16 protein-coding genes are annotated in these 23,980 nt (G+C 63.0%); 7 read left to right on the top strand and 9 right to left on the bottom strand.

Translation table 11 applies throughout. From position 1 onward, the window contains the following. Nucleotide 1: 1 nt before the first annotated feature. The 4 genes from pflB to sugE all read right to left on the bottom strand — a co-directional run bounded on the left by pflB (nt 2) and on the right by sugE (nt 5,758). On the bottom strand, nt 2-2,284 hold the full coding sequence (pflB, locus tag AB5Y81_RS20285) for a formate C-acetyltransferase (protein ID WP_368146789.1): 2,283 nt from the start codon (nt 2,282-2,284) through the stop codon (nt 2-4). 41 nt (nt 2,285-2,325) lie between these two features. Then, on the bottom strand, nt 2,326-3,174 hold the full coding sequence (focA, locus tag AB5Y81_RS20290; RefSeq protein WP_005300246.1) for a formate transporter FocA: 849 nt from the start codon (nt 3,172-3,174) through the stop codon (nt 2,326-2,328). Nucleotides 3,175-3,555: 381 nt separating this feature from the next. After that, the gene (gene ycaO / locus AB5Y81_RS20295; protein WP_279484434.1) at nt 3,556-5,316 is read right to left on the bottom strand and encodes a 30S ribosomal protein S12 methylthiotransferase accessory factor YcaO; all 1,761 of its coding nucleotides are present in this window, start codon (nt 5,314-5,316) and stop codon (nt 3,556-3,558) included. 127 nt (nt 5,317-5,443) lie between these two features. Further along, on the bottom strand, nt 5,444-5,758 hold the full coding sequence (gene sugE, locus AB5Y81_RS20300; protein ID WP_017765470.1) for a quaternary ammonium compound efflux SMR transporter SugE: 315 nt from the start codon (nt 5,756-5,758) through the stop codon (nt 5,444-5,446). A 339-nt stretch (nt 5,759-6,097) separates the two neighbouring features. Between sugE and asd the strand changes: the two genes are divergently transcribed. Beyond that, nucleotides 6,098-7,213: an aspartate-semialdehyde dehydrogenase gene (gene asd, locus AB5Y81_RS20305; RefSeq protein ID WP_279484433.1), complete on the top strand. Its 1,116-nt coding sequence runs from the start codon at nt 6,098-6,100 to the stop codon at nt 7,211-7,213. Nucleotides 7,214-7,782: 569 nt separating this feature from the next. Continuing rightward, nucleotides 7,783-10,560, top strand: a complete 2,778-nt coding sequence (locus AB5Y81_RS20310) for a pitrilysin family protein (RefSeq protein ID WP_279484432.1) — start codon at nt 7,783-7,785, stop codon at nt 10,558-10,560. 93 nt (nt 10,561-10,653) lie between these two features. Here the strand turns inward: AB5Y81_RS20310 and AB5Y81_RS20315 are convergent, their stop codons facing one another. The 3 genes from AB5Y81_RS20315 to AB5Y81_RS20325 all read right to left on the bottom strand — a co-directional run bounded on the left by AB5Y81_RS20315 (nt 10,654) and on the right by AB5Y81_RS20325 (nt 14,066). After that, nucleotides 10,654-11,817: a PLP-dependent aspartate aminotransferase family protein gene (locus AB5Y81_RS20315; RefSeq protein ID WP_279484431.1), complete on the bottom strand. Its 1,164-nt coding sequence runs from the start codon at nt 11,815-11,817 to the stop codon at nt 10,654-10,656. A gap of 92 nt (nt 11,818-11,909) precedes the next feature. Further along, complete coding sequence (locus AB5Y81_RS20320; RefSeq protein ID WP_368146791.1) at nt 11,910-12,974, bottom strand: isopenicillin N synthase family dioxygenase; 1,065 nt, start codon at nt 12,972-12,974, stop codon at nt 11,910-11,912. A 453-nt stretch (nt 12,975-13,427) separates the two neighbouring features. Then, nucleotides 13,428-14,066, bottom strand: coding sequence for an NAD(P)-dependent oxidoreductase (locus AB5Y81_RS20325; RefSeq protein WP_019838689.1), 639 nt, complete (start codon nt 14,064-14,066; stop codon nt 13,428-13,430). A 101-nt stretch (nt 14,067-14,167) separates the two neighbouring features. On the opposite strand from AB5Y81_RS20325, the gene AB5Y81_RS20330 reads away from it, so the two are divergent. After that, nucleotides 14,168-15,073 (top strand): LysR family transcriptional regulator, encoded by a 906-nt coding sequence (locus AB5Y81_RS20330; protein WP_279484429.1) that lies wholly within the window; start codon nt 14,168-14,170, stop codon nt 15,071-15,073. Between the two features lie 104 nt (nt 15,074-15,177). On the opposite strand, the gene AB5Y81_RS20335 is transcribed toward AB5Y81_RS20330, so the two are convergent. Beyond that, a complete protein-coding gene (locus tag AB5Y81_RS20335) occupies nt 15,178-15,918 on the bottom strand; it encodes an SDR family oxidoreductase (protein ID WP_201971100.1) in 741 nt (246 codons plus the stop codon). A 186-nt stretch (nt 15,919-16,104) separates the two neighbouring features. On the opposite strand from AB5Y81_RS20335, the gene AB5Y81_RS20340 reads away from it, so the two are divergent. The 3 genes from AB5Y81_RS20340 to AB5Y81_RS20350 all read left to right on the top strand — a co-directional run bounded on the left by AB5Y81_RS20340 (nt 16,105) and on the right by AB5Y81_RS20350 (nt 20,326). Continuing rightward, complete coding sequence (locus AB5Y81_RS20340; protein ID WP_279484428.1) at nt 16,105-17,082, top strand: AraC family transcriptional regulator; 978 nt, start codon at nt 16,105-16,107, stop codon at nt 17,080-17,082. A 254-nt stretch (nt 17,083-17,336) separates the two neighbouring features. Then, nucleotides 17,337-19,481, top strand: a complete 2,145-nt coding sequence (locus AB5Y81_RS20345) for a TonB-dependent siderophore receptor (protein WP_279484427.1) — start codon at nt 17,337-17,339, stop codon at nt 19,479-19,481. Between the two features lie 38 nt (nt 19,482-19,519). After that, nucleotides 19,520-20,326: a siderophore ferric iron reductase gene (locus tag AB5Y81_RS20350; protein ID WP_279484426.1), complete on the top strand. Its 807-nt coding sequence runs from the start codon at nt 19,520-19,522 to the stop codon at nt 20,324-20,326. Between the two features lie 149 nt (nt 20,327-20,475). Here AB5Y81_RS20350 and AB5Y81_RS20355 read toward each other — a convergent pair whose 3' ends face one another. Continuing rightward, nucleotides 20,476-21,396 carry a LysR substrate-binding domain-containing protein gene (locus tag AB5Y81_RS20355; protein WP_019838694.1) on the bottom strand — a complete coding sequence of 307 codons (921 nt, stop codon included), beginning with the start codon at nt 21,394-21,396 and terminating at the stop codon, nt 20,476-20,478. A 182-nt stretch (nt 21,397-21,578) separates the two neighbouring features. On the opposite strand from AB5Y81_RS20355, the gene metE reads away from it, so the two are divergent. Beyond that, entirely contained in the window at nt 21,579-23,843 is a 2,265-nt protein-coding gene (gene metE / locus AB5Y81_RS20360) for a 5-methyltetrahydropteroyltriglutamate--homocysteine S-methyltransferase (protein WP_164464956.1), read from the top strand. The last annotated feature ends 137 nt before the right edge of the window (nt 23,844-23,980 follow it).

The raw sequence follows: 23,980 nt of genomic DNA on the forward strand, positions 1-23,980 counted from the left end.
ATTACAGAGAGGCGGTGAAGGTACGGGTGATGACGTCTTGCTGTTGCTCTTTGGTCAAAGAGTTGAAGCGAACGGCATAACCGGATACGCGGATGGTCAACTGCGGATATTTTTCCGGGTTTTCCATGGCGTCCAGCAGCATTTCACGGTTCATCACGTTGACGTTCAGGTGCTGACCGCCTTCCAGGTTGGACTCGTGGTGGAAGTAACCATCCATAAGACCGGCCAGGTTGGCTTTCTGGGCTTCCATGTCTTTACCCAGCGCGTTCGGCACGATGGAGAAGGTATAGGAGATACCATCTTTGGCGTAAGCGAACGGCAGCTTGGCAACGGAAGTCAGGGAAGCAACGGCACCCTTCTGGTCACGACCGTGCATCGGGTTGGCACCCGGGCCGAACGGTGCACCGGCGCGACGACCATCCGGGGTGTTACCGGTCTTCTTGCCGTACACCACGTTGGAGGTGATGGTCAGCACGGACTGGGTAGCCACGGCACCACGGTAGGTGTTCAGCTTCTGAATCTTCTTCATGAAGCGCTCGACCAGGTCACAGGCGATGTCATCGACGCGAGCGTCGTTGTTACCGAACTGCGGGTACTCGCCTTCGATTTCGAAGTCGATGGCCACGCCATCTTCGTCACGAACCGGCTTGACCTTAGCGTACTTGATGGCAGACAGGGAGTCAGCCGCCACGGACAGACCGGCGATGCCGCAAGCCATGGTGCGATAGACGTCACGGTCGTGCAGCGCCATCAGAGAGGCTTCGTAGCTGTACTTGTCGTGCATGTAGTGGATGATGTTCAGCGCGGCAACGTATTGCTTGGCCAGCCAGTCCATGAAGTGATCCAGACGATCCATCACGTCGTTGTACTCGAGGTACTCGGAGGTGATCATGTCGGTCTTCGGACCCACCTGCAGCTTCATCTTCTCGTCCATACCGCCGTTGATGGCGTACAGCATGGTCTTGGCCAGGTTGGCACGAGCACCGAAGAACTGCATCTGTTTGCCGACGATCATCGGGGACACACAGCAAGCGTTGGCGTAGTCATCGTTGTTGAAGTCCGGACGCATCAGGTCGTCGTTCTCGTACTGAACGGAAGAGGTCTCGATGGATACCTTGGCGCAGTACTTCTTGAAACCGACCGGCAGCTTCTCGGACCACAGGATGGTCAGGTTCGGCTCAGGGGACGGGCCCATGGTGTACAGGGTGTTCAGCATACGGAAGCTGTTCTTGGTGACCAGGGTACGGCCGTCAACGCCCATACCAGCCAGGGTCTCGGTCGCCCACATCGGGTCGCCGGAGAACAGTGAATCGTATTCCGGGGTACGCAGGAAGCGAACCATACGCAGCTTCATGACCATGTGGTCCATCAGCTCCTGGGCTTCTTGCTCGGTGATCAGGCCTTTTTGCAGGTCACGCTCGATGTAGATGTCCAGGAAGCTGGAGGTACGACCGAAGGACATGGCCGCGCCGTTCTGGGACTTGACCGCCGCCAGGTAGGCGAAGTAGGTCCACTGTACGGCTTCTTTGGCGGTCTTGGCCGGAACGGAGATGTCGCAACCATATTTGGCAGCCATCACCTTCATCTGGGCCAGGGCACGATGCTGCTCGGAGATCTCTTCGCGCAGACGGATGGTGGCTTCCAGGTTGACACCGTTTTCCAGGTCAGCCTGCAGGGACTTGAACTGGGCCAGTTTGTCGGCCATCAGGAAGTCGATACCGTACAGGGCGACACGACGGTAGTCACCGATGATACGGCCACGACCGTAGGCATCCGGCAGACCGGTGATGACGCCGGACTTGCGGCAGTTCAGGATGTCTTTGGTGTAGACGTCGAACACGCCCTGGTTGTGAGTCTTGCGGTACTCGGTGAAGATCTTCTCGACCATGGGGTCAAGCTGACGACCGTACACTTCGCAAGAAGTCTTGACCATCTTGATACCGCCGTTGGCGATGATGGCGCGCTTGAGCGGCTTGTCGGTCTGCAGACCAACGATTTGCTCCAGGCTCTGATCGATATAGCCGGCATCGTGAGCGGTAATGGTGGAGGGCAGGTCGGTATCAAAATCGACCGGCGCGTGAGTGCGGTTCTCGATCTTGATGCCTTCCATGACCTTGTCCCACAGCTTGGTGGTAGCTTCGGTCGCGCCAGCCAGGAAGGACTCGTCACCTTCATACGGGGTGTAGTTCTTCTGGATGAAGTCACGGGTGTTGACAGAGGTCTGCCATTCACCGGCCGCGAAGCCTTCCCATGCTTTTTGGAACTGTTCGTTAAGTTCTGCCATTTTCATTACCTCTCAAGGTATTTATGTGTCTGCCGCCATCCTTAATGATGGCGACGGAAGATAAACCAGTAAGTCAGCCCAACCATGACGCCACCACCAATGATATTACCTATGGTGACAGGAATGAGGTTGTGCAGGACGAAGTTGGATACGGTCAGGTCGGCAAAGGTCGCCGGGTCCTGGCCGATGGCCTGCCAGAATTCCGGGCCTGCGACGCTGTGAATGGCGATGCCGACCGGGATCATAAACATGTTTGCGATGCTGTGCTCAAAACCGGAGGCCACGAACATGGCGACGGGGAGCAGCATGACCATCACCTTGTCGGTGGCACTGCGGGCGCCGAACGCCATCCACACGGCGAGACACACCATGAGGTTGCAGAGGATGCCAAGCGCCACGGCTTCGAAGAAGGTGTGGTGGATCTTGTGCTGGGCCACCTTGAGGGCGTTGAGGCCCCACTGACCATCTGCCGCCATGTATTCGGCCGACATGATGATGAGCCCGACGATGATGAGACCGCCGATGAGGTTGCCGAAGTAGACCAGTCCCCAGTTCTTGAACAGCTGGGCCCAGGTGATGCGGTTGGCTGCCTTGGCCACCAGGGTGAGTGTGGTGGAGGTGAACAGCTCGGCGCCGAGCAGCACGCAGAGGATCAGGCCAAGAGCGAAACAGAGACCGCCGACCAGCTTGCTGAGGCCCCAGGCCACATTGCCGGCACCGGTGGTGACTGTGATGTAGAAGACGAAAGCGATGGCGATGAAGGCGCCAGCTGTGATGGCCAGGGGGATGACCTTGTATGCGGGCTTGGTGGCCTTGGCATAGGTTATATCTTCTGCCAGTGCAGCGATGGCTTCTGGCTTGAGACAATCAAAGGGAGATTCTGCTTTCAATTCTCATGTACCTGATGTTTTGCCTGTGGAAATCATAACAAAGGGCCAGATCGTCAAAATTGACTCCGATCAAGAATTGCAGATTGTGAATGTAATTTTACTACAAATATTTGAGTCCCCCGGCAGCGATTCTTTACACCAGGTTTCAGCTGAAACAGAAACGTGGTTTTTTTAATGTTATGATTTTAAACAATTTATTTTTCATCCCTGAAAAAGTGTACCGGCAAGGCATCTTTGCATCTCCCCAGCACTCGCTACTCCTTGTTGGCAACCCCCTAAGAGGTATTTTTTGTTTTTTATTTCATCTTTGAATAACAAATGGCCACTTGGCTGACCATAAAAGAGAAGGGGCCATCAGGGCCCCTTCGGAATGTTACCACATCAACCCCATGAATGGGCTCGTTTGGCCTTCTGCAGCTTCTCGTAGGCAGCCAGCAGCTTCTGATGCAGCGGGAACTGGCTGAGGGAGAGATCGGCGGCAGCCAGTCCGTGGAAGCGCGCTTCACCGCTGGCGTGGGCCCAAGCCTGCGTCAGCGTCTCTTCGCCATACATGCGGGCAAACACGGCGCGGTACTGCTCGGGGTCACGATCCTCGTCCAGGAACAGCTCGACGCAGGCGCGCAGGGCGCGATAGAAGTTGGCGCGATCGGCCGGGAACACCGACTGGTTGAACTCCATGGTCCAGTCGATGAGATCGAGCGCCGTGTCGAGTTCGCCGGCGGCCAGTGCCAGCATGGCTTTGAGCTCGCCCACCCGCAGGGTGTGCAGGGCGGAGCCCTTGGCGGCGGCGATGCCGAGCAGCTCGCGTACCCGGGTGCGCTCGTCGTGACCCTCTTCATCCAGCTGGTCAAACAGCGCCATGTACTGCTCCGCGTCCCACTCCAGCGCCGGCAGTGCCAGTATGGTCTCGCGCAGGTGGGCACCCATGGTGTTGTTGGCCAGCAGCAGATCTTCGGCCGGATAGATGTCGGACATGCCGGGCACCAGGATGCGGCAGGCGTAGACGCCCAGGTGCTCGTAGTCGGCGATGTAGACCGGCTGCTCCAGCTCGTGGAAGATGCCGATCAGGTGGTCGAACTCCTCCTGGGAGGTGCCGCGGAAGTCCCAGTCGGCAAACTCGAAGTCCGCATCCTGCTTGAACAGGTCCCAGCTGATGAGGCCTGATGAGTCGATGAAGTGGGTCTCCAGGTTGTGGTGATCCGCTACCTGCTCGTTGTCAAACGAGGGCGGTACGAACACATCCAGATCCTTGAGGCTGCGGCCTTGCAGCAGCTCGGTGACGGTACGCTCGAACGCCACTTCGAAGCGCGGGTGGGCGCCGAAGGAGGCAAAGCAGGTACCGTTGCTCGGGTTGAGCAGCACCACGCAGATGACCGGGTAGCGACCGCCGAGCGACGCATCGAAGCTGTAGATGGGGAAGCCTTCGGCTTCCAGCGCATCGATGGAGGCCTTGATGCCGGGGTAACGGGCAATGACCTCGGCCGGGATCTCCGGCAGGCTCAGCGCTTCTGCGATGATCTTGTTTTTGACGTGGCGCTCGAACACCTCGGACAAGCCCTGGGTGCGGGCCTCGGTCTTGGTGTTGCCGGCGCTCATGCCGTTGGAGACGTAGAGGTTGCCGATGATGTTCATCGGGATGTAGACGGTCTGGTGATCGGACTGGCGCTCGAAGGGCAGGGCGACGATGCCGCGCACCTCGTTGCCGGATTGCAGGTCCACCAGCATGTCGGCGGTCACTTCACCGTCCGGGTTGTAGAACTTGCGGGTGAAGCTGTCGAGCAGACCGGCCGGCAGCTGATCCCCCTCGATGGGGAACCACTTCTCGTTCGGGTAGTGAACGAAGTCGCCATTGGCAACCTGCTCGCCCAGATAGAAGTCGGCGAAGAAGTAGTTGGTGGAGAGACGCTCGAAATATTCGCCAAGGGCGGAGGCGAGCGCCGCCTTCTTGCTGGCACCCTTGCCGTTGGTGAAACAAAGGGAGCACTCCTTGTCCCGGATGTGCACGGACCAGACGTTGGGCACGGGGTTGAGCCAGGAGGCCTCTTCGATATCAAACCCCAGGGCTTGCAGCTTGGTCTGGAAGCGTTCGATGGAGTCTTCCAGCGCCGCGTCCTTGCCGGGAATAAAAGTGTGGTCGGTCATCACGATATCCTGATTTTTATTGGCTCATGTTTGGCCGCAGATAATAGCAGGGGTCGGCGCGTTTGGCAGGCAAAAAACGGGGCTCATGCCCCGTTTTGCTCTCCTTTCAACCGCCCTGGGTCACGACTCAGCCGATGAATTTCAGACCCAGGATCCCGCCGATGATCAGCAGCAGGCAGAGCACCCGGGCGAGGGTGGCCGGTTCGTTGAACAGCCAGATCCCCATCAGCACGGTGCCGACCGCGCCGATGCCGGTCCAGACCGCGTAGGCGGTGCCAAGGGGCAGCTGTTTGACCGCCATGGCGAGCAGCAGCACGCTCACCCCCATGGCAGAGAGAGTCAGCAGGGTGGGCAGGGGACGGCTGAAACCGTCGGTGTATTTGAGGCCGATGGCCCAGGCGACCTCGAACAGGCCGGCCAGCAGCAGGAGCAACCAGGACATAAGGCAGATTCCGCAGGAAGCAGGGTCGTCCCTGCGTATCAGGAGGCCTCGGGGTCGTCCCCGAGGGGCAGCGGGGCTGCCGGTCGGTCTCAATGATGCCCCAACTCGTGGCGGGATGCCAACCGGCTGCCCGCAGGTCGGCCAGGCTGACGGATATTGCAGCGAACGGCACAGAATATTGCGCAATTCGACTTGCGCCCGCCGTCACAATCCGTAATGTGGACAGACGCATTTTTCGCAACCCATATTTTGTGAACCGCTTGTAAACGGCCCGCGCCGGACAAGGGATCACGGTTATCACACTCGGTTTCTATAAGCAGCTATCCAGGGTAGGACATTATGAAAAAAGTAGGTTTGGTCGGTTGGCGTGGCATGGTGGGTTCGGTGTTGATGAGCCGGATGCAGGAAGAGAAGGATTTTGCCCGCATTCAGCCCACCTTCTTCACCACCTCCCAGGCCGGTGAGGCCGCCCCCAATTTCGGCGTCGATGCCGGCACCCTGCAGGATGCCTTCGACATCACGGCGCTGGCCGCACAGGACGTCATCATCACCGCCCAGGGCGGCGACTACACCAAGGATGTCTATCCGCGCCTGAAAGCCGCCGGCTGGCAGGGTTACTGGATTGATGCCGCCTCCTCCCTGCGCATGGAGAAGGACGCGGTCATCATCCTGGATCCGGTCAACGGCGACGTCATCGAACATGCCCTGAACGACGGCATCAAGACCTTCGTCGGCGGCAACTGCACCGTCAGCCTGATGCTGCTGGCCCTGGGTGGCCTGTTCAAGGCCGATCTGGTGGAGTGGGTGAGCGTGGCCACCTATCAGGCTGCCTCCGGCGGCGGTGCGCGCCACATGCGTGAGCTGGTCACCCAGATGGGGCTGCTGCGTGATGAAGTGGCGGTGGAGCTGGCGGATCCCGCCTCCGCCATCCTCGACATCGAGCGCAAGATCACCGAGAAGACCCGCTCCGGCACCCTGCCGGTGGACAACTTCGGCGTACCGCTGGCCGGTGGCCTCATCCCCTGGATCGACACCAAGCTCGACAACGGCCAGAGCCGCGAAGAGTGGAAGGGCCAGGCCGAGACCAACAAGATCCTGGGTATCGAAAACGCCGCCATTCCGGTGGATGGCCTGTGCGTGCGCATCGGCGCCCTGCGCTGCCACAGCCAGGCTTTCACCATCAAGCTGAAAAAGGATGTGCCGCTGGCCGAGATCGAAGCCCTGCTGGCCGCCCACAACGACTGGGTGAAAGTGATCCCCAACGATCGCGACATCACCGCCCGCGAGCTGACCCCGGCCGCCGTCACCGGCACCCTCAGCATCCCGGTCGGTCGTCTGCGCAAGCTCAACATGGGTCCGGAGTACCTGGCCGCCTTTACCGTGGGCGATCAGCTGCTGTGGGGCGCCGCCGAGCCGCTGCGCCGCATGCTCAACATCCTGCTGGACCGCGGTTGATGGCAATCGGGAACGACGACAGGGGGCTCAGGCCCCCTGTTTTTTTGGCAGGAACAGGGCAGGCTCGACGCCATTGACGCTGCAAGGCATGGGGTCTTGGTTTTGCCATGCAGTGGCACTGTTATTAACTAAATAGATATTAACTGTGACGCATCGATTATTTCCTGACTGATCAATCAGTGTCGGAAATATATTCCCGCCGCCGCCCTGGTAGCTGACTCGTTCTATTCCATCTGTACCACAAAATAGGGGGCGGTGGGCTCGCGGGATGGGCGGGATATATGCCTTGTTACAAATGAATATCCATTCAAGATATCCAGTGCGAGCCTGATTGATTACACTGACCGCCTGGCCAGGCCGATACCACGAGGCCGTGGCAGCAGGTGATCCGACGCGGCGTGGCGGCCGGCTCGCGGCAACCCCGTGGGGGGCGAAAATAATATTTATATGCTCAATAGTGCGCGTTATGCCCATGGCGTGCCGTCACCGTTTTCTCCTTGCTGCGAGACCAATGAAGGGCAGCAACGGTGACCCATAATAATGTTCAGGTTCGAGAATTGGGAAATTACATGAGAGTCGTGTGGAGTTTGCTCTATTTCTTCAGTGTCTTGGCCTTGGCCGGCCCGGTGCTGGTCAAGGAGCAGAAAAGAGTGGCCGATCCACTGATCGTGCCCTATCAGCAATATCGGCTCGACAATGGCCTGACGGTGATCCTGACCCAGGATCACTCCGATCCCCTGGTGCACGTGGCGGTCCACTACCGGGTGGGGCTGGAAGAAGAGGCTCCGGGCCAATCCGGGCTGGCCCACCTGTTCGAGCACATGATGTTTCAGGGCTCGGCTCACGTGGGGGAGGAGGGCCATAACCGCCTGCTGCAACAGATGGGATCAAAGGATGTGAACGGCTGGACCCAGGAGGATCAGACCCGCTATTTCCAGACGCTGCCGGCCAATCAGCTGGAGAAGGTGCTCTGGCTGGAGGCGGATCGCATGGGGTTTCTGCTCGATACCCTCTATCAGCAGAAGCTGGACGTGCAGCGCGACATCATCAAGAACGAGCGCGCCAACCTGGTCGAAGATCAACCCTATGGGCGCTTCTATGAGGCGCTGAATCGCACGCTTTACCCGCCCAATCATCCCTACTTCAACACGCCGTTTGGCCGGGCTGCGGATCTGGATCGCCTCACCCTGGAGGATGTGCGCCAATTCTTCCTGCGCTGGTATGGGCCCAACAACGCCACCTTGGTGATCGGCGGTGACATTCAACCGGCCCAGACTCTGGCCTGGGTCGAGCGCTATTTCGGGGCCTTGCCCGCCACACCGGCCCAGACTCGGCCGCTGGTGCGTCCGGTGACGCTGAAGAAGAGCCGCTATCGCACCCTGACCGATCGGGTGGCCGAACCCCTGCTGGTGCTGGCCTATCCGACCGTCTCTGCCAGTGATCCCGGGGTCGAGGCTCTCGATCTGCTGGCGGATCAGCTGGGGGGCTCGGCCAGCGGCCTTCTGCAGCGAGAGCTGCAGCAAAGCGGCAGGCTGGTCTCCGTCTTTGCCAGCCATGAATGCAATGTGCTGGCATGCAAGTTGATGATCCATGCCATTCCCAATCTGGCCAAAGGGGCCGAGCTTGGCCCCATCAAGGCGGAGATCGATCGGGTCATCGGCCAGCTCGCCAGCGACGGGGTCACCCGCGAGCAGCTGGCCCACTCGGTCAATGCCCTGCGCGCCAAACGGATTTGGCCGCTGGACAGCGTGGCCGGCAAGGTGGAGCAGCTGGGCACAGGTTATACCCTGTTTCAGGATCCCAACTTCCAGTACCGCAACCTCAAGCGCCTTGCCCGGGTGACGCCGGCCGATCTGCAGCGGGCATTGACGCGCTATGTGTTGAACAAGCCCAGGGTGGTGCTGAGCGTGGTGCCGGCCGAGCATCCCGAGTGGCAGGCGGGCAACCCCAACTTCGTCGAGCCGCCCCCCTTGCCGCTGGCCCGGCCGCTGCAGACGCTGGCTCCCAGGCAGATCAAGGAAACCCTGGATCGACGCCAGGAGCCGGCCAGTGGTGGTGCCTTGCCGGTGCCCATGCCGACCCTGTGGCATGCCAAGCTGGGTGAGCGGGTCTCTCTGCTCGGCCACTACAGCGATGAAGTGCCGGCCTTTGCCATGAGCATCAACTGGCCGGGCGGTGAGCGGGCCGAGCCGCAGGGCAAGGGCGGGGTCGCCACCCTGACTGACGCCATGCTCTCCCTTGGCAGCGAACAGCTGCAGGAGGCGAGCATCGAGGAGCGGGCGCGCCAGCTGGGAGCCAGCATCAGATTCGAACATGGTGAGGAGCGCAGCTCCATCGAGGTCCAGGGGCTCACCTCCCATTTCGAGGAGGTGCTGGCGCTGGTACGGGAATTGGTGCTGCAGCCCGCCATGCGCAACGCCGATTTCGAGCGCAGCCAGTTTGACTACAGCCAGTGGCTGCAACAGCTGGCTCGCGATCCCCAGTGGCAGGCGGACTGGCAGTTCGGTGCCCTGCTCAAGGGGAGCAAGCCGCTGGATCCCGTGGCCAGCCTGCGGGCGCTGACCCTGGACGATGTGCGCCATTTTTATCAGTCGGTCCATCGCAGCGGGGAAGCCCAAGTGGTGGTGAGCGGGGATCTGGCCCAGGAGCGGGTGATGAAAGCCCTCGGCTTTCTGGTCGAGCCAGCGGGTCAGCCGGCGGCCCTGCGCTCTCTGGAGTGGCGTGGGCAGCAGGCCAAACGGGCCATCTATCTGCTGGACAATCCCGGGGCTGCGCTCAGCCAGATCCGGGTGGGGCGGCGCGCCATGGCAGAGGATGCCTTCGGCGAGCAGTACCTGACCCGGCTGATGAATGTCTCCCTCGCCGAGCGGTTGAACATCCGGCTGCGTGAGGAGCTGGGTTACACCTACTTTATCGGCGCCACCTTCGAGGGCAACGTCGATGCGGGTTATTTCCTGCTGCAAAGCAGCGTACGCAGCGTAGTGACCGGGGCGGCGCTGCGGCAGATCCTGCAGGAGCTCGACAAGTATCAGCGGCTGGGGCCGACCAGGCTGGAGGTGCGTACCCTGCGGGATCGGGTGCTTAATGGCCAGGCGCTCGACTACGAGACGCTGCCGCAGGAGGTGGCCTACATGCAACCCATCCTGCTCAAAGGGTGGCCGCAGGATTATGTGGAGCAGCAGGTGAAGCAGGTGAGCCAGCTTTCCCCCTTTACCCTGCGCGAGCTGGCCCGCCGCTGGCTCGATCCCGACGACATGGTGATCCTGGTTGTGGGGGATGCCAAGACGCTGGCTCCCGAGCTGGCCGCGTTGGGCTGGCCGGTGCAGCGCCTCTCCGTCACACCCTAGCGGGTTGCCCCTATTGGGCGACGGCCGCAAGCAAAACAGCCCGCCCCCTGGCAGGGGGCGGGCTGTTTTTTTGCGTTCAAAAGCGGCTGACAGTCAGATCAGGGCCAGGGCGGCGGCCAGATCGGCGATCAGATCGTCGGCGTCCTCCACCCCGATGCTGAAGCGGATGAGATCGTCATTGACCCCGGCGGCGAGGCGGCTCGCCTCGTCCATGGCGGCGTGAGTGGTGCTGGCCGGATGGCAGGCGAGGCTCTCGAGATCCCCCAAACTCACCGCCTGCACGAACAGCTGCAGGTTGTCGAGCAGGGTGGCGCAACGGGCAAACCCACCTTCCAGCTCGATGCTCACCATGCCGCCAAAACCGCTGGCGAAGGCGCCGAGGGCATCGTGGCCCGGATGGTTGGCAAGCCCCGGGTAGATCACCTTCTTCACCGCCGGATGGGCGGCCAGGAAGTCGGCCACCTGCTGGGCGTTGTGCAGGTGGGCATCCATGCGCAGGGGCAGGGTCTTGACCCCGCGCTGCAGCAGGTAGGCCTCCTGAGGGCCTATGGGGGAGCCGATGTGTTTGAGGGCCACGGTACGGATCGACTTCATCAGTGCGTGAGAGCCCGCCACCACCCCGGCGATGATGTCGCCGTGACCGCCCAGGTATTTGGTGCCGCTGTGCATGACGATGTCGATGCCAAGCTCCAGCGGGCGCAGCAAATAGGGGGTGAGGAAGGTGTTGTCACACACAGTAATGGCGCCCACCTTGCGGGCCGCTTCCACCACCAGCCGCGGATCCACCACCTTGAGGGTGGGGTTGGTCAGGGTTTCGAACAGTACCACCTTGGTGGCGGGGCGGATGTTGGCCAGCAGATCCTGATCGCTCTCGTAGGCGGTGACCTTGATGCCGGCGCGGCTGAAGGTCTGCTTGAGAAACGCATCGGTGCCGCCGTAGAGCGGGCCGATATAGGCCACTTCATCGCCGCTGTCGGCCAGGGCATACATGATGGCGCTCACCGCCGCCATGCCGCTCGCCACCACCAGCGCTTCGTCGGCACCTTCCAGCGCCGCCAGCTTCTGCTCCAGCTCGGCGGTGGTGGGGTTGCCAAAGCGGCTGTAGATGAAGCCGGGGGCTTGACCTGCGAAGCGCTCCTTGCCCGCCTGGGCGTTGAAGTAGCTGAAGGTGCTGCTCTGGTAGAGCGGGGTGGTGAGGGCGCCGGTCTGGGGATCGATCCGCTGGCCGCTGTGCACGCTCATGGTCTTGAATTTCATTGTATTGCTCCGTCATTGCCAGGCTGTGGCCCAACTGCTTGTGTCGTTTGAAGGGGGCGCCGCGGCGCCCCCGTCTATTAGGTATGGCAGCGTCAGGCGAGTTGTGGCTCGCGCCGTTCGCGCTTTGTAGTTTGTCCGTTTGTCATCTGCGGATTGGCTGGGCCGACGCCATAGTGGCGGACCGCCACATCCGGGTGGGAGCGCAGCCTCCCTTTGAGTACGTTCTCCCCCACCTGATAAAAGAGCGGGTTGGTCGGGTCGCTCTCGGGCCCCAGCGCCTGGGCTGCCAGCGCGGGGGAGAGGCTGAGCAGCGGCACGGTGGCATCCAGCCTGGCCGCCATGAAGAAGGCGCAGGAGAGGCGCGAGACGCCGGGCGGCGGGCTCTGCACCCGGTGCAGGGTGGCCTTGAGGTAGCCGTTGGAGGCGAGCTCCAGCAGCTCGCCGATGTTGACCACCAGGGCGCCCGGCAGGGGCGGCGCCGAGATCCAGCCATTCGCTGTCTCCACCTCGAGCCCGGAGTGATGATCCTGCATCACCAGAGTCAGGTAGCCGGGATCCTTGTGGGCACCCACCCCCTGACCGCTGCCACCCTCGGCTTGCCCCGGGTAGTGAATGAGCTTCATGTGCTGATAGGGTGCGCCGCGAATGCTCTCGTCAAACACCCCGGCCGGTTGTTCCAGCACCTCGGCGAAGGCGGCCAGCAGGGTGAGGCTGATGGCGCTCAACTTCTCCTGCCACGCCAGCAGCTGCGCCTGCATGTCGGGCAGGGCGGCAGGCCACTGGTTGGGGCCGATCAGCCGCTGCCAGGGTTCATGGATCTGCGTCGAAGGCAGGGCCTGCGCCTCGTTCATGATATCGAACTGCTCGCGCAGATCCGGCCGCGCCCGGGTGAGCTCGGCCCCCACCTGGTTGTAGCCGCGAAAGTGGGGGGAGTGCACCATCTGCACCGCCAGCTTCTCCTGCTGCGGCAGGGCGAAGAAGCGGGCCGCCAGCGCCAGGGTTTCCTGCTGTTCTTGCTCGCTCAGACCATGGCCGACCAGATAGAAAAAACCCACCTTACGGGCCGCCCGGCCAAGGGTGGCCAGCATCTGGCGACGGGTCTCGGGGGCGCCGTCGAGGGCGGCGAGATCGATGATCGGCAGTGGTGAATGTTCCATGTGCACCTCCTCACTGACCAGGGGCGGGATGTTACCCGCACACCTGACATGAAAACGACGACGCCCTGACCGATAAACCGGCCGCGTCCCTGTTGCCAGGGATGGCGCCATTTGGATTGAGGGAGATGCTACTGTTCGGAGTTATAAGACGGAAACAACAAATTATTCTTAGTTATATACAAAAATCGAAATAGAATTCGCCACCCATCCGGGTGGCTGCGGATTGAGCGGCGATAATGGCAATATACCGGCGCACTTGGCACCCATGTTGGCCTGACCCGGCATGCACCGGCTTGTGTGCAATGTGAGCGCGACTTGAGCAAGTTGGGCAAATAGAGAGGCGAGCATCGCTGGCGACGCAGAGATGCGCAAAATGCAGAGATGCAAAAAGGGAGGCTGGTGCCTCCCTTTGTGTGACGGGTGTCGCGGCCCTGTGTGGTGCCTGGCTCAGGCTCAGTAACCCAGGGTAAAGCGCTGGCGCAGGTGGGCCGGTTTTTCCGCTTCGTTGAGCACGCCGTCGGCCAGATCGCCGACCGTGATCCCGGCCGGTTGTTCACCGCTGAACAGCACCTGATCGGCACCGAGCCGGTAGCCGCCGCGCTTCTCGCCGGGTTCCAGGAACACGGGCGGGGAGACGAAACGCCAGTCGAGGGTGGTTTCACGGCGCAGGGCGGTGAGGCCGTCGCGGGCGGCCAAGGCCCCCTGTTTCCACTCGGCCGGGAATTCCGGGGTATCCACCAGTTGCACGCCCGGGGCAATTTCCAGACTGCCGGCACCACCGACCACCAGCAGCCAGCTGTTGGCCGCGACGGCGGCGGCCACGATGGCGCTGGCCCCCTTGAGGTACTGGTCGTAGATGTCCGGGGCGGTCCAGCCCGGGTTGTAGGCGCTGATCACCCGATCGTGCCCCTTGAGCACCTTGGCCAGCGCCTGGCTGTCCTGGGCATCCACCGCCACGGCGGTGACCTGCGGGTGAGCGGCTACCTTGCTCACGTCACGCACGATGGCGGTGACGTGATGGCCGCGGCTGACGGCTTCATTGAGGATGGCTGTACCGACAAAACCGCTGGCACCGATCAGGGCAATTTTCATGGGAGATTCTCCTTCACTGTTGGAATGGGGCTATCCTACGCCCCCGAATGTGATTTAATAATCCGTTGTAAATTGCATTCACTTATAAGCTGGATTTAATAATGGAACAGCTCAAGCGTTACGCCATCTTCGCCGCCGTGGTCGAGGCGGGCAGCATGACCGGCGCCGCCAAGGCCCTCGGCATGACACCCTCCGCCGTCAGTCAGCATATCAGCCAGCTGGAGAGCCTGCTCGGCCTCACCCTGCTGCACCGCTCCACCCGCCGCCTCAACCTGACCGAGGCGGGGGAGGTGGTGTGGCAGGGGTGCCAGTCTCTGCAGCAGACCCTCAACCAGACCGAGCTGCGCCTCTCGGAGGTGCGCGACAGCCTGCTGGGGGAGGTGCGGATCACCGCCCCGGTGGGGATGGCCGGCCAGCCGCTGGCGCGGGCACTGTCGCCGTTGCTGCAGGCCCACCCCGGCCTGTGCATCCAGATCATTGCCGACGACGAGAAACGGGATCTTATCAAGGAGCGTATCGACGTGGCGCTGCGGGTCGGCACGCTCGAAGACTCCACCCTGGTGGCGCGCAAGCTGGGTCAGACCCGGATGTTGCTGTGCGCCTCGCCCGCCTATCTGGCGCGCAAGGGGACTCCGCGCAGCCCGGAGGCGCTGCTGGAACACGACTGGCTGGCCGCCGACATGCTGAACGGCGGCCTGACCTTCTTCGATGAAAAGGGGCAGGGGCACAGGGTCAAGCCCAAGCCGCGGGTGGTGTGCAACAACGTGCTGCCGCTGCGCCAGTTCACCTTGGCGGGGCAGGGGGTGTCGCTGCAGCCGGAGGGGGAGATCGCCGAAGATCTCGCCTCGGGTCGCCTGCTGGAATTGCTGCCGGGCTTTCGGGTGCCGCCCATGGAGATCCACGCCATCACCCCGCAGCGGGAGATCCCGGAGAAGGTGCGCCGGGTGATCGCCGCCCTGCGCAGCCACTTCGCCGAGCCGGTGGGGGCCACGGCGACACGTCCGTAGTCCGGGCAAGGAAGAAGGCCGTTCCGGTTGGCCGGATCAAAAAAGAGGGCAGCCCGCGGGCTGCCCTCTGTCGATGCGCTATATCGATGAGACAAGGCCAGGCCTCACTTCATGTAGAGGCCGCCGTTGATGGCCAGGGTCTCGCCGGTGATATAGGCACCCGCCTCGCTGGCAAGAAACACCACGGCGGCGGCGATCTCTTCCGGCTTGGCCAGCCGGCGCATGGGGATGTCGGCCTTGATGCTGTCGAGGATGTCGGTGCGGATCGCCTCCACCATGGGGGTGGCGGTGTAGCCGGGGGCGATGGCGTTGACCGTCACCCCGAAGCGGGCCCCTTCCGCCGCCAGCGCCTTGGTGAAGCCCAGCATGCCCGCCTTGGCCGCCGAGTAGTTGACCTGGCCGAACTGACCCTTCTGGCCATTGACCGAGGAGATGTTGATGATGCGGGCATCGCGCTGCTCGCACATGGCGTCGAACAGCGGCTGGGTGACGTTGTAGAGGCTGCACAGGTTGGTGTGGATCACCTCGAACCACTGCTCCGGGGTCATCCGCTTGAAGGCCCCGTCCCGGGTGATGCCGGCATTGTTGACCAGCACGTCCACCCGCCCTTCATCCTGCAGCAGGCGGCCCAGGGCCTCGCGGCACATGGCGGTGTCGGCCACGTCCAGCGCCAGCAGCCGCACCTGATCCGGCCGAAAGCCCTGCTCTGCATACCAGTCGTGCGCCGCCGCCCCGTTGACGCTGGAGTGGGTGGCGATGATGCGATACCCCTGGGCCAGCAAGGCGGTGGTGATGGCGGATCCGATGCCGCCACGGGCTCCGGTGATCAAGGCAACTTTCTTCATCTAGGCTCTCCCTGCATAAAAGATTCGAACGAGGACTTTATGGGCTTTTTGGGGTAATTGATATATTTGTTTTCAAACAATCTGACAGGGAAACGCGTCACTTTTGTGACAGCCTGCCAAGCTGGCTTGACGGACCAGCACTCGAGCCACCTGGCAAGAGGGCGGACGTGACCATATCGCCAGCCCTTGCCGCCAAGGTGGCGGCCATGTTTAATGGGGCCCTTGCGCGCAGCGCCTTGCCGACAGCCCAGATCCGATCTCGCCATGACCAGCTTCTCTTCCGCCCCAGAGGCCGAACCCCGGCCGCACAGCCAGCTGACCCGCATCGAGCGGGTGCTCGACTACATCCACGCCAACCTGGATCAGCCGCTGGCGTTGGCCGAACTGGCGGAGCAGAGCTGCTGGTCGCGCTGGCAGCTGCAGCGGGTGTTCCTCCATGAGACGGGGCTGACGGTGGCCCACTATGTGCGCGAGCTCAAGCTGAGCCAGGCGGCAGAGGCGCTGCTTTCTGGTCGCCAGCGGGTGCTGGATCTGGCGCTCTGTTACGGTTTTGGCTCCGAGGTGAGCTTCAGCCGCGCCTTCAAGCAGCAGTTCGGTTGCTCGCCGCTGGCCTATCGCAAGCGGGGCCTGCGGCTGGGGCTGCGTACCCCTCTGGTGCGGGCTACCCTGCCGCAGCCCATGCCTGCCAGGCTGGTACAGGTGCGGATCGAGAGTCAACCGGGCTTTATCCTGCACGGGGTGAAGGGGCTGATCCACGGGCTGTTTGCCGCTGCCCCCGACTTTCAGCAGACGGTGCCCGCTATCTGGCGCGCCCTGCGCGCGGCGGGTGGTTTGCCACCCGGGCAGGAGCGGGTGGGGGTGGTGGATGTTTCTGGCGCCGGCGAGTCGCTCCCCTACTGGGCGGGCAGCGTGATGGAGGAGGGGACCAGCCTGCCCGCCGGTCTGGCGCGCCTCCGGGTGCCGGCCCAGACCTACGCGGTGCTGAGCCACGTGGGCCCGGTCAGTCAGCTGGGGCAGACCCTCAACTGGTTTATCCTGCACTGGCTGCCGAGCTCCGGCTATCGCGGGGTGGACGGCTTCGAGCTGGAGCGTTACGCCCCCGATTTTGACGGCAACCAGCCGGATGCCCGCATGGAGTACTGGCTGCCCGTCGCCCCTCTCTGAGGCGGCTATTCCCTTGCCTGGCGGATGCCGGGCGCGGCTATCCCTCTTTCCCCTTTTGTTGCGGCAAGCCTTGCTATCCATTCGACATCGCCTGCGTGTCTGCCGTCAGTTGAGGTTGCCGGATGGGGCCATAGTGGCCGCATTTTCTCTCTCTTCAGCACCAACATGCCCCAAATTGTTAATTCAAGGGCAAAATGACCCAATAAAATGCAAATGAGATTTGTTACTATTAACTCATTGCATTAGAGGATCAGATGTACGCCACTCACCCCCCTTTGACCCTGGTCGCCGCGACTATCTCCGCCCTGTTGGCTGGCCCCGTGCAGGCAGCCGCCACCGAGCACCCGACACAGACCCGGGCCGACGAGACCCTGACCGTGCTCGGCGAGACCTATCGCAACACCGCGACCAAGACCCGGCTCGACCCCCTGGAGACGCCCCAGGCCATCTCGGTGGTGGAGGGTGACACCCTGGAACAGCGCGGCGTCAGCTCGGTGAGCGAGGCGCTGCGCTATGTGCCCGGCGTCAACACCGAGCTGCGGGGCGGGGCGGTCAACCGGCTGGATCTGTTCAACATTCGCGGCTTTGACAACTACCAGAACTTCTACGACGGCCTGCTGCTGCAGTACAACGACTGGAACCTGCAGCCCCAGATCGATCCGGTGGCCATCGAGCAGCTGGAGGTGTTCAAGGGGCCCACCTCCGTGCTCTACGGCAGCATGCCCCCCGGCGGCATGGTGAACCTCATCGCCAAGCGCCCCCAGCGGGAAGCTAGGCACAGCGTCAGCGTGGCGAGCGGGACGGGCACCCTCAAGGAGCTGACCCTCGACAGCACCGGTGCCCTCAACGATCAGTTTGCCTATCGGCTGGTGGGGCTGGCTCGTCAGAAAGAGGGTCAGGCGGTGACCTCAGAGGAGGAGCGCTACGTGCTGGCGCCCTCTCTCGACTGGCAGTTGAGTGACCGCACCCTGCTAAACCTCAACCTCTATTACCAGAAAGACCCGCAAGCCGGCATCTACACCACTGTGCCGGCCAGCGGCTCGGTCAAATCCAACCCGCTTGGCCAGCTGGGTAGCGATACCTTCCTTGGCGATGAAAACTGGAATCACTACAGCCGGGAGGTGACCCTGCTCGGCTACAAGCTGAGCCACGACTTCAACGCCAACTGGCAGCTGCTGCAAAACGCCCGCTACATGGATGCCTCGGCCAACCAGCAGAACACCTACAACGCGGCACTGGCGGCCGATAACCGCACCCTGGCCCGCAACGCCTACCTGACCAATGAAGAGTCCCGCGGCTTTGTCATCGACAACCAGCTGGCGGGCAAGGTGCAGACCGGCAAGGCCCAGCACAACCTGCTGCTGGGGGTCGATTACCAGTATCTGGATGCGCGTATTCTCTACCGGGATACCCTCGACTACTCTGCCCCGGCCATCGACATCTTCAACCCGAACCAGCAGCAGATAGTGCCGGCAGATCTGGCCTTCAACTATCAGGACAACCGCACCATCCGCCAGTACCAGAGCGGTCTCTACCTGCAGGATCAGGTGCGTCTCGATCGGCTGGTGGCCATCGGCGGTGCACGCTACGACCGCTACCGGATGGACACCGACAGCCGGACCCTCTATCAGGGGGCGGCGAGCAACACCCTGGCCCAGATTGATCAGGACAACCTCTCGCTGCGCCTCGGCGCCCTCTACGAGCTGGATCATGGCCTCTCGCCCTATGTGAGTTATGCCGAGAGCTTCGAGCCGGTGGCGGGGGCAGACAAGCAAGGTCAAGCGTTCAAACCGGCCACCGGCCGGCAGTGGGAGGGGGGGCTCAAGTTCCTCTCCGAGGACATGAGCAAGACCGCCACTCTCTCGGCGTTCCACATCACCAAGCAAAATGCCCTGGTGACGGATCCGGACAACGTCTACGGGCCCAAGCTGCAGACCGGCGAGATGGTCTCCAAGGGGATCGAGCTGGAGGGGCGCGTCGATCTCACCAGCCGCTGGGATCTGGCGCTGAGCTATACCCGCCAAGATATGGAGATCACCCGCGACACCACCAGCCTGCAGGGCAAGACCCCGGTCTGGGTGCCCAAGCAAATGGCTTCGCTGTGGAGCAACTACCTGCTGGCCGGCCCGCTGGAAGGGGCGCGCCTGGGGGCTGGCCTGCGCTACGTGGGGGAGGCCCAGCTTGATGCCGCCAACACTGACACCGTGCCGGATTACCTGCTGATGGACATGGCTGCCTCCTACGATCTGGCCCAGCTTAGCCAGCGCCTGCAAGGGGTGGAGGCGTCACTCAGCGCCAGCAACCTGTTCAACAAGACCTACTACTCCTGCTACGACCAGAACAACTGCTGGTTCGGGGCAGAGCGCAGCGTGGAGGCGCGACTCAAATACGTATTCTGACCCTGCGTCCCGGGCCGCGCCCGGGACTCTCTCATCCCATGAGCGGCGCCGGCCGTCGTGCCCGCACTTCGGTGGCGCGGCGCGAGCCGGATCTGCAGTCACTGGCGGATCACGGCGCCCTGTTCGCGGCCGCCGCCGGGCTTATCCCATCCCTCAAGGGGCGGCTGGTGGCCGCCGGCGAAGCTGCGGCACTGTTGACGACGACCAAGCAGGCCACGCCGGCCGAGGTGGCGGCCGCACTGCACGAGTATTGGCGACTGGCCCATCCGGAGGCAGGTCCCGCCTACTGGCTCACCCGCAGCTGGGGCATGCTCTGCTGGCAATCCATCTATCTGGCCATGGTGGCCGTCTATCGGCTGCGGGCCGTGCCGGCGCTGGAGAGGCTGGGCCTGGGTTATCAGGATGGGCTGGTATCCGGCTTTACTCTGCCGGCCGAGCCCATGATCAAGGGGGAGCTGGAGCTCTTGATCAAGGTGGCGGGTGAGCGGCTGCAGGCCCATTGGCAGGCGCTGTTCACAGCGCTCGGGCAGGTGCAGCGGCTGCGGCCCGGTTTCGTGCGGCCGCTCTTGGCGGACGATCTGCTGGCGGCGCTGGTGCGGGTGCCCGCGTTCTTTGACGAGATAAGCCCCGCCGAGGTGGCGGCCCATGCGCCGCACTGGCTTGCCGCCTGCGGTCTGCCGACCGAACATCTGGCGGGCTGGCAGCCGGCGCCCTGGCCGCCAGCGGCCGGCTTGGTCGGTTACGTGCGCCAGCGCTGCTGCCTGCACTACAAGCGCCGCGATGGTGAGCTGTGCGCAAACTGCCCTCGGCGGCAGGGGGCGGTGAGCTGTGAAGAGGGGGCTTGAATAAGAAGTCCTGCGTGATGACAAGCCGCCCTCTGGCGGCTTTTTACTGCGCCTTTACGTCGCCCATCTTGCTGCGAATGCGCTCGAACAGGCTCTGCCGTTTGCAGGTTCAGATGATCCTGGTCGGCGTAGCGCCCTTCTCTTGCAAGTCACTGCGTTTTTACATCGCCCATCTTGCTGCGAATACGTTCAAACAGGCTCTGCAGACAGGCTTGATCCCGGTCGGCGGCGCGCACGGCGCCATACATGTGGCGGCGCACCCCCTCGGCGAGCGGGCGCGCCTCGAGCAGCCCCTGGCGGACAAACTCCTCGCAGGCCCAGCGCGGCAGGGCGGCGACGCCAAGGCCGGCGGCGGCCATCTGCAGCATCACTGAGGTGTTGTCCACCGGCTTGCAGCGGGCGGGCTCGATGCCGGCCGGCTGCAGGAAGCGGCTGAACACGTCCATCCGTGCCCGCTCCACCGGGTAGACCAGCAGCACCTCGGGGCGCAGATCCTCAGGCTTGATGGTCTGCTGGCCACAGAGGGGGTGGTCCGGCGCCATCACCAGCACCAGCTCGAAGGCGAACAGCGGCTCGAAGTGCAGATCGCCGCGCGCCTGCACGTCCGAGGTGAGCAGCAGGTCGAGCTGGCCGCCGAGCAGGGCGCTGATGGCATCAAAGCCCGGCACCGACTCCACTTCCAGGTCAACCCCCGGCCACTGACGGCGAAAATCGGGCAACAGCGGCAGCAGCCACTGGATGCAACTGTGGCAATCGAGCGCCAGGTGCAGGCGACCGGCGTCGCCGCTGTGCAGGGCCTGCAGCTGTTTCTCGGTCTGGGCCAGCGCCGGCAGCACCTGGCGGGCCAGCCCCAGCAGCTGGTTGCCGGCCGCGGTCAGCACCAGCGGCCGGCTCTTGCGCAGATAGAGCTCCAGGTTGAGGCGGGTCTCCAGCTCCTTGAGCTGGTGGGAGAGGGCGGACTGGGTGAGGTTAAGGCAGAGCGCCGCCCCGGCCAGCGAGCCCTGCTCGGCCAGCGCGCTCACCGTCTTCAGGTGCTTGATGTCGATCCCCGGGTTGTTTGACACCGCCATGGTATCCCTCCTTGTTATGCCTGGGCGGCGGTTTGTTGCCCGCCTTGAGAATTTCTTGAGAGCCAGTTGAAAAGGATTCAATAGCCAACGCCACCTTATCTTGTCATTTTGGATGTGTAAACATCTGGATGGCTAAATCATCCAGTTCACCATCAGATGAATGAGCATAAGGAATGGAACCTATGACCTGCGCACACACCCTGGGCTTTCCCCGTATCGGCGCCAAGCGCGAGCTGAAATTTGCCCTCGAATCTTACTGGCGCGGCGAAACCAGCCAGGCCGAACTCATCGCCACCGGCAAGAGCCTGCGTGAGCGTCACTGGCAGGCCCAGCAACAGGCTGGTGTGACCCTGCTGCCGGTGGGTGACTTCGCCTGGTACGATCAGGTGCTTGGCACCAGCCTGCTGGTGGATGCCATCCCCGCCCGCCACCGCCATGGCGACACCGATCTCGATACCCTGTTCCGGGTCGCCCGTGGTCGTGCGCCGACCGGTCCGGCCGCCGCCGCCGCCGAGATGACCAAGTGGTTCAACACCAACTACCACTACCTGGTGCCCGAGTTCAGCCGCGACCAGCGCTTCAAACTGGGCTGGAGCCAGCTGTTTGACGAAGTGGAAGAGGCCAAGGCGCTGGGTCTGCCGGTCAAGGCGGTACTGCTGGGGCCCGTCTCCTACCTGTGGCTTGGCAAGGAGAAAGAGAGCGGCTTCTCCCGCCTCGAGCTGCTCGACCGCCTGCTCATCGTCTACCAGGAGATCCTGGCGAAACTGGCCGCCCAGGGGGTGGAGTGGGTGCAGATCGACGAGCCGGCGCTGGCGCTGGACCTGCCGGACGAGTGGCGCCTCGCCTACCTCAACGCCTATGAGCGTCTGGCAGGCCCCTGCAAGCTGCTGCTCACCACCTACTTCGGTTCGGTGGCTCATCAGCGCGACATCATCACCAGCCTGAAGGTGGATGGCCTGCACCTGGATCTGGTGGCGGCCCCCGAGCAGCTGGAGACCCTGGTCCCGCACCTGCCGGCCCAGTGGGTCATCTCGGCCGGGGTCATCAACGGTCGCAACGTCTGGCGTGCCAATCTGGCCAAGCTGGTACCGACCCTCAAGGCACTGAAAGCCAAGCTCGGCGAGCGGCTCTGGGTGGCCTCCTCCTGCTCCTTGCTGCACAGCCCGGTGGACTTGACCCTGGAACACGAGCTGGATCCCCAGACCCGCAGCTGGTTCGCCTTTGCCCTGCAAAAATGCTACGAGCTGGGGCTGCTGGCCGACCATCTCAATGGCGGGGAGCTGGACAAGATCAATGCCTACAGCCAGCCCATCGTGGATCGGGAGTCTGACAGCCGGGTGCACAAGAAGGCGGTGCAGTCACGCCTCGCCAGCCTCACCAACAGCGATTTCGAACGCCACAGCGCCTACCCGGTGCGGGCCGAGGCACAGCGCGCGGATCTCAAGTTGCCGCTCTTGCCGACCACCACCATCGGCTCCTTCCCGCAGACCTCGGAAATTCGGGTGCTGCGCCAGGATTGGCGAGCCGGTCGTATCGACGATGGCGCCTACGAGGCGGGCATTCAGGCCCAGATCAAGGATGCCATCGAGCGTCAGGAGGCCATCGGGCTGGACGTGTTGGTGCACGGTGAAGCCGAGCGCAACGACATGGTGGAGTACTTCGGTGAATTGCTGGATGGCTTTGCCATCACCCGCTTCGGCTGGGTACAGAGCTATGGCTCCCGCTGCGTCAAGCCGCCGGTGATCACCCGCGACATCGACCGGCCGACCCCCATGACCCTGGCGTGGACCCAGTTTGCCCAGAGCCTGACCGACAAGCCGGTCAAGGGCATGCTGACCGGCCCTGTGACCATCCTCTGCTGGTCCTTCCCGCGCGAAGACGTGAGCCGCGAACAGTCCGCCCTGCAGATTGGCCTGGCCATTCGCGACGAGGTGGCAGATCTGGAAGCCGCCGGCATCAAGATCATCCAGATCGACGAGCCGGCGATCCGCGAAGGCTTGCCCCTGCGCAAACAGGATCACCAGGCGTACCTCGACTGGGCGGTGCGCGCCTTCCGCCTGAGCGCGAGCCCGGTGGTGGACAGCACCCAGATCCACACCCACATGTGCTACAGCGACTTCAACCTCATCATAGAGGCGGTGGCGGCGCTCGATGCGGACGTGATCACCATCGAGACCAGCCGTAGCCAGATGCAGCTGCTGGGAGCGTTCGAGCGCTTCAACTACCCCAACGAAATCGGCCCGGGCGTCTATGACATCCACTCGCCGAACGTGCCGAGCCAGGGCTGGATTGAGGATCTGATCCGCAAGGCCGCCAAGCAGATCCCGGCAGAGCGGCTGTGGGTCAACCCGGACTGCGGCCTCAAGACCCGCGGCTGGGAAGAGACCGAGGCCGCCCTCAAGGTGATGGTCGATGCCACCAAGGCGCTGCGTGCCGAGCTGGCCTGAAGACCATCTGCAAACAACAAGAGAGTACGGGCATAACGAACGAGGGAAGGCGCAAGCCTTCCCTCTCTTTTTATGCCGGATCAACCGTTGATGTTGGCCGGGGGAGGGGTTGTAGCAATGACGGCGCGGGCAGGCCG

It is taken from the genome of Aeromonas sp. s2 (assembly GCF_040907935.1).
Lineage (GTDB): Bacteria > Pseudomonadota > Gammaproteobacteria > Enterobacterales > Aeromonadaceae > Aeromonas > Aeromonas dhakensis.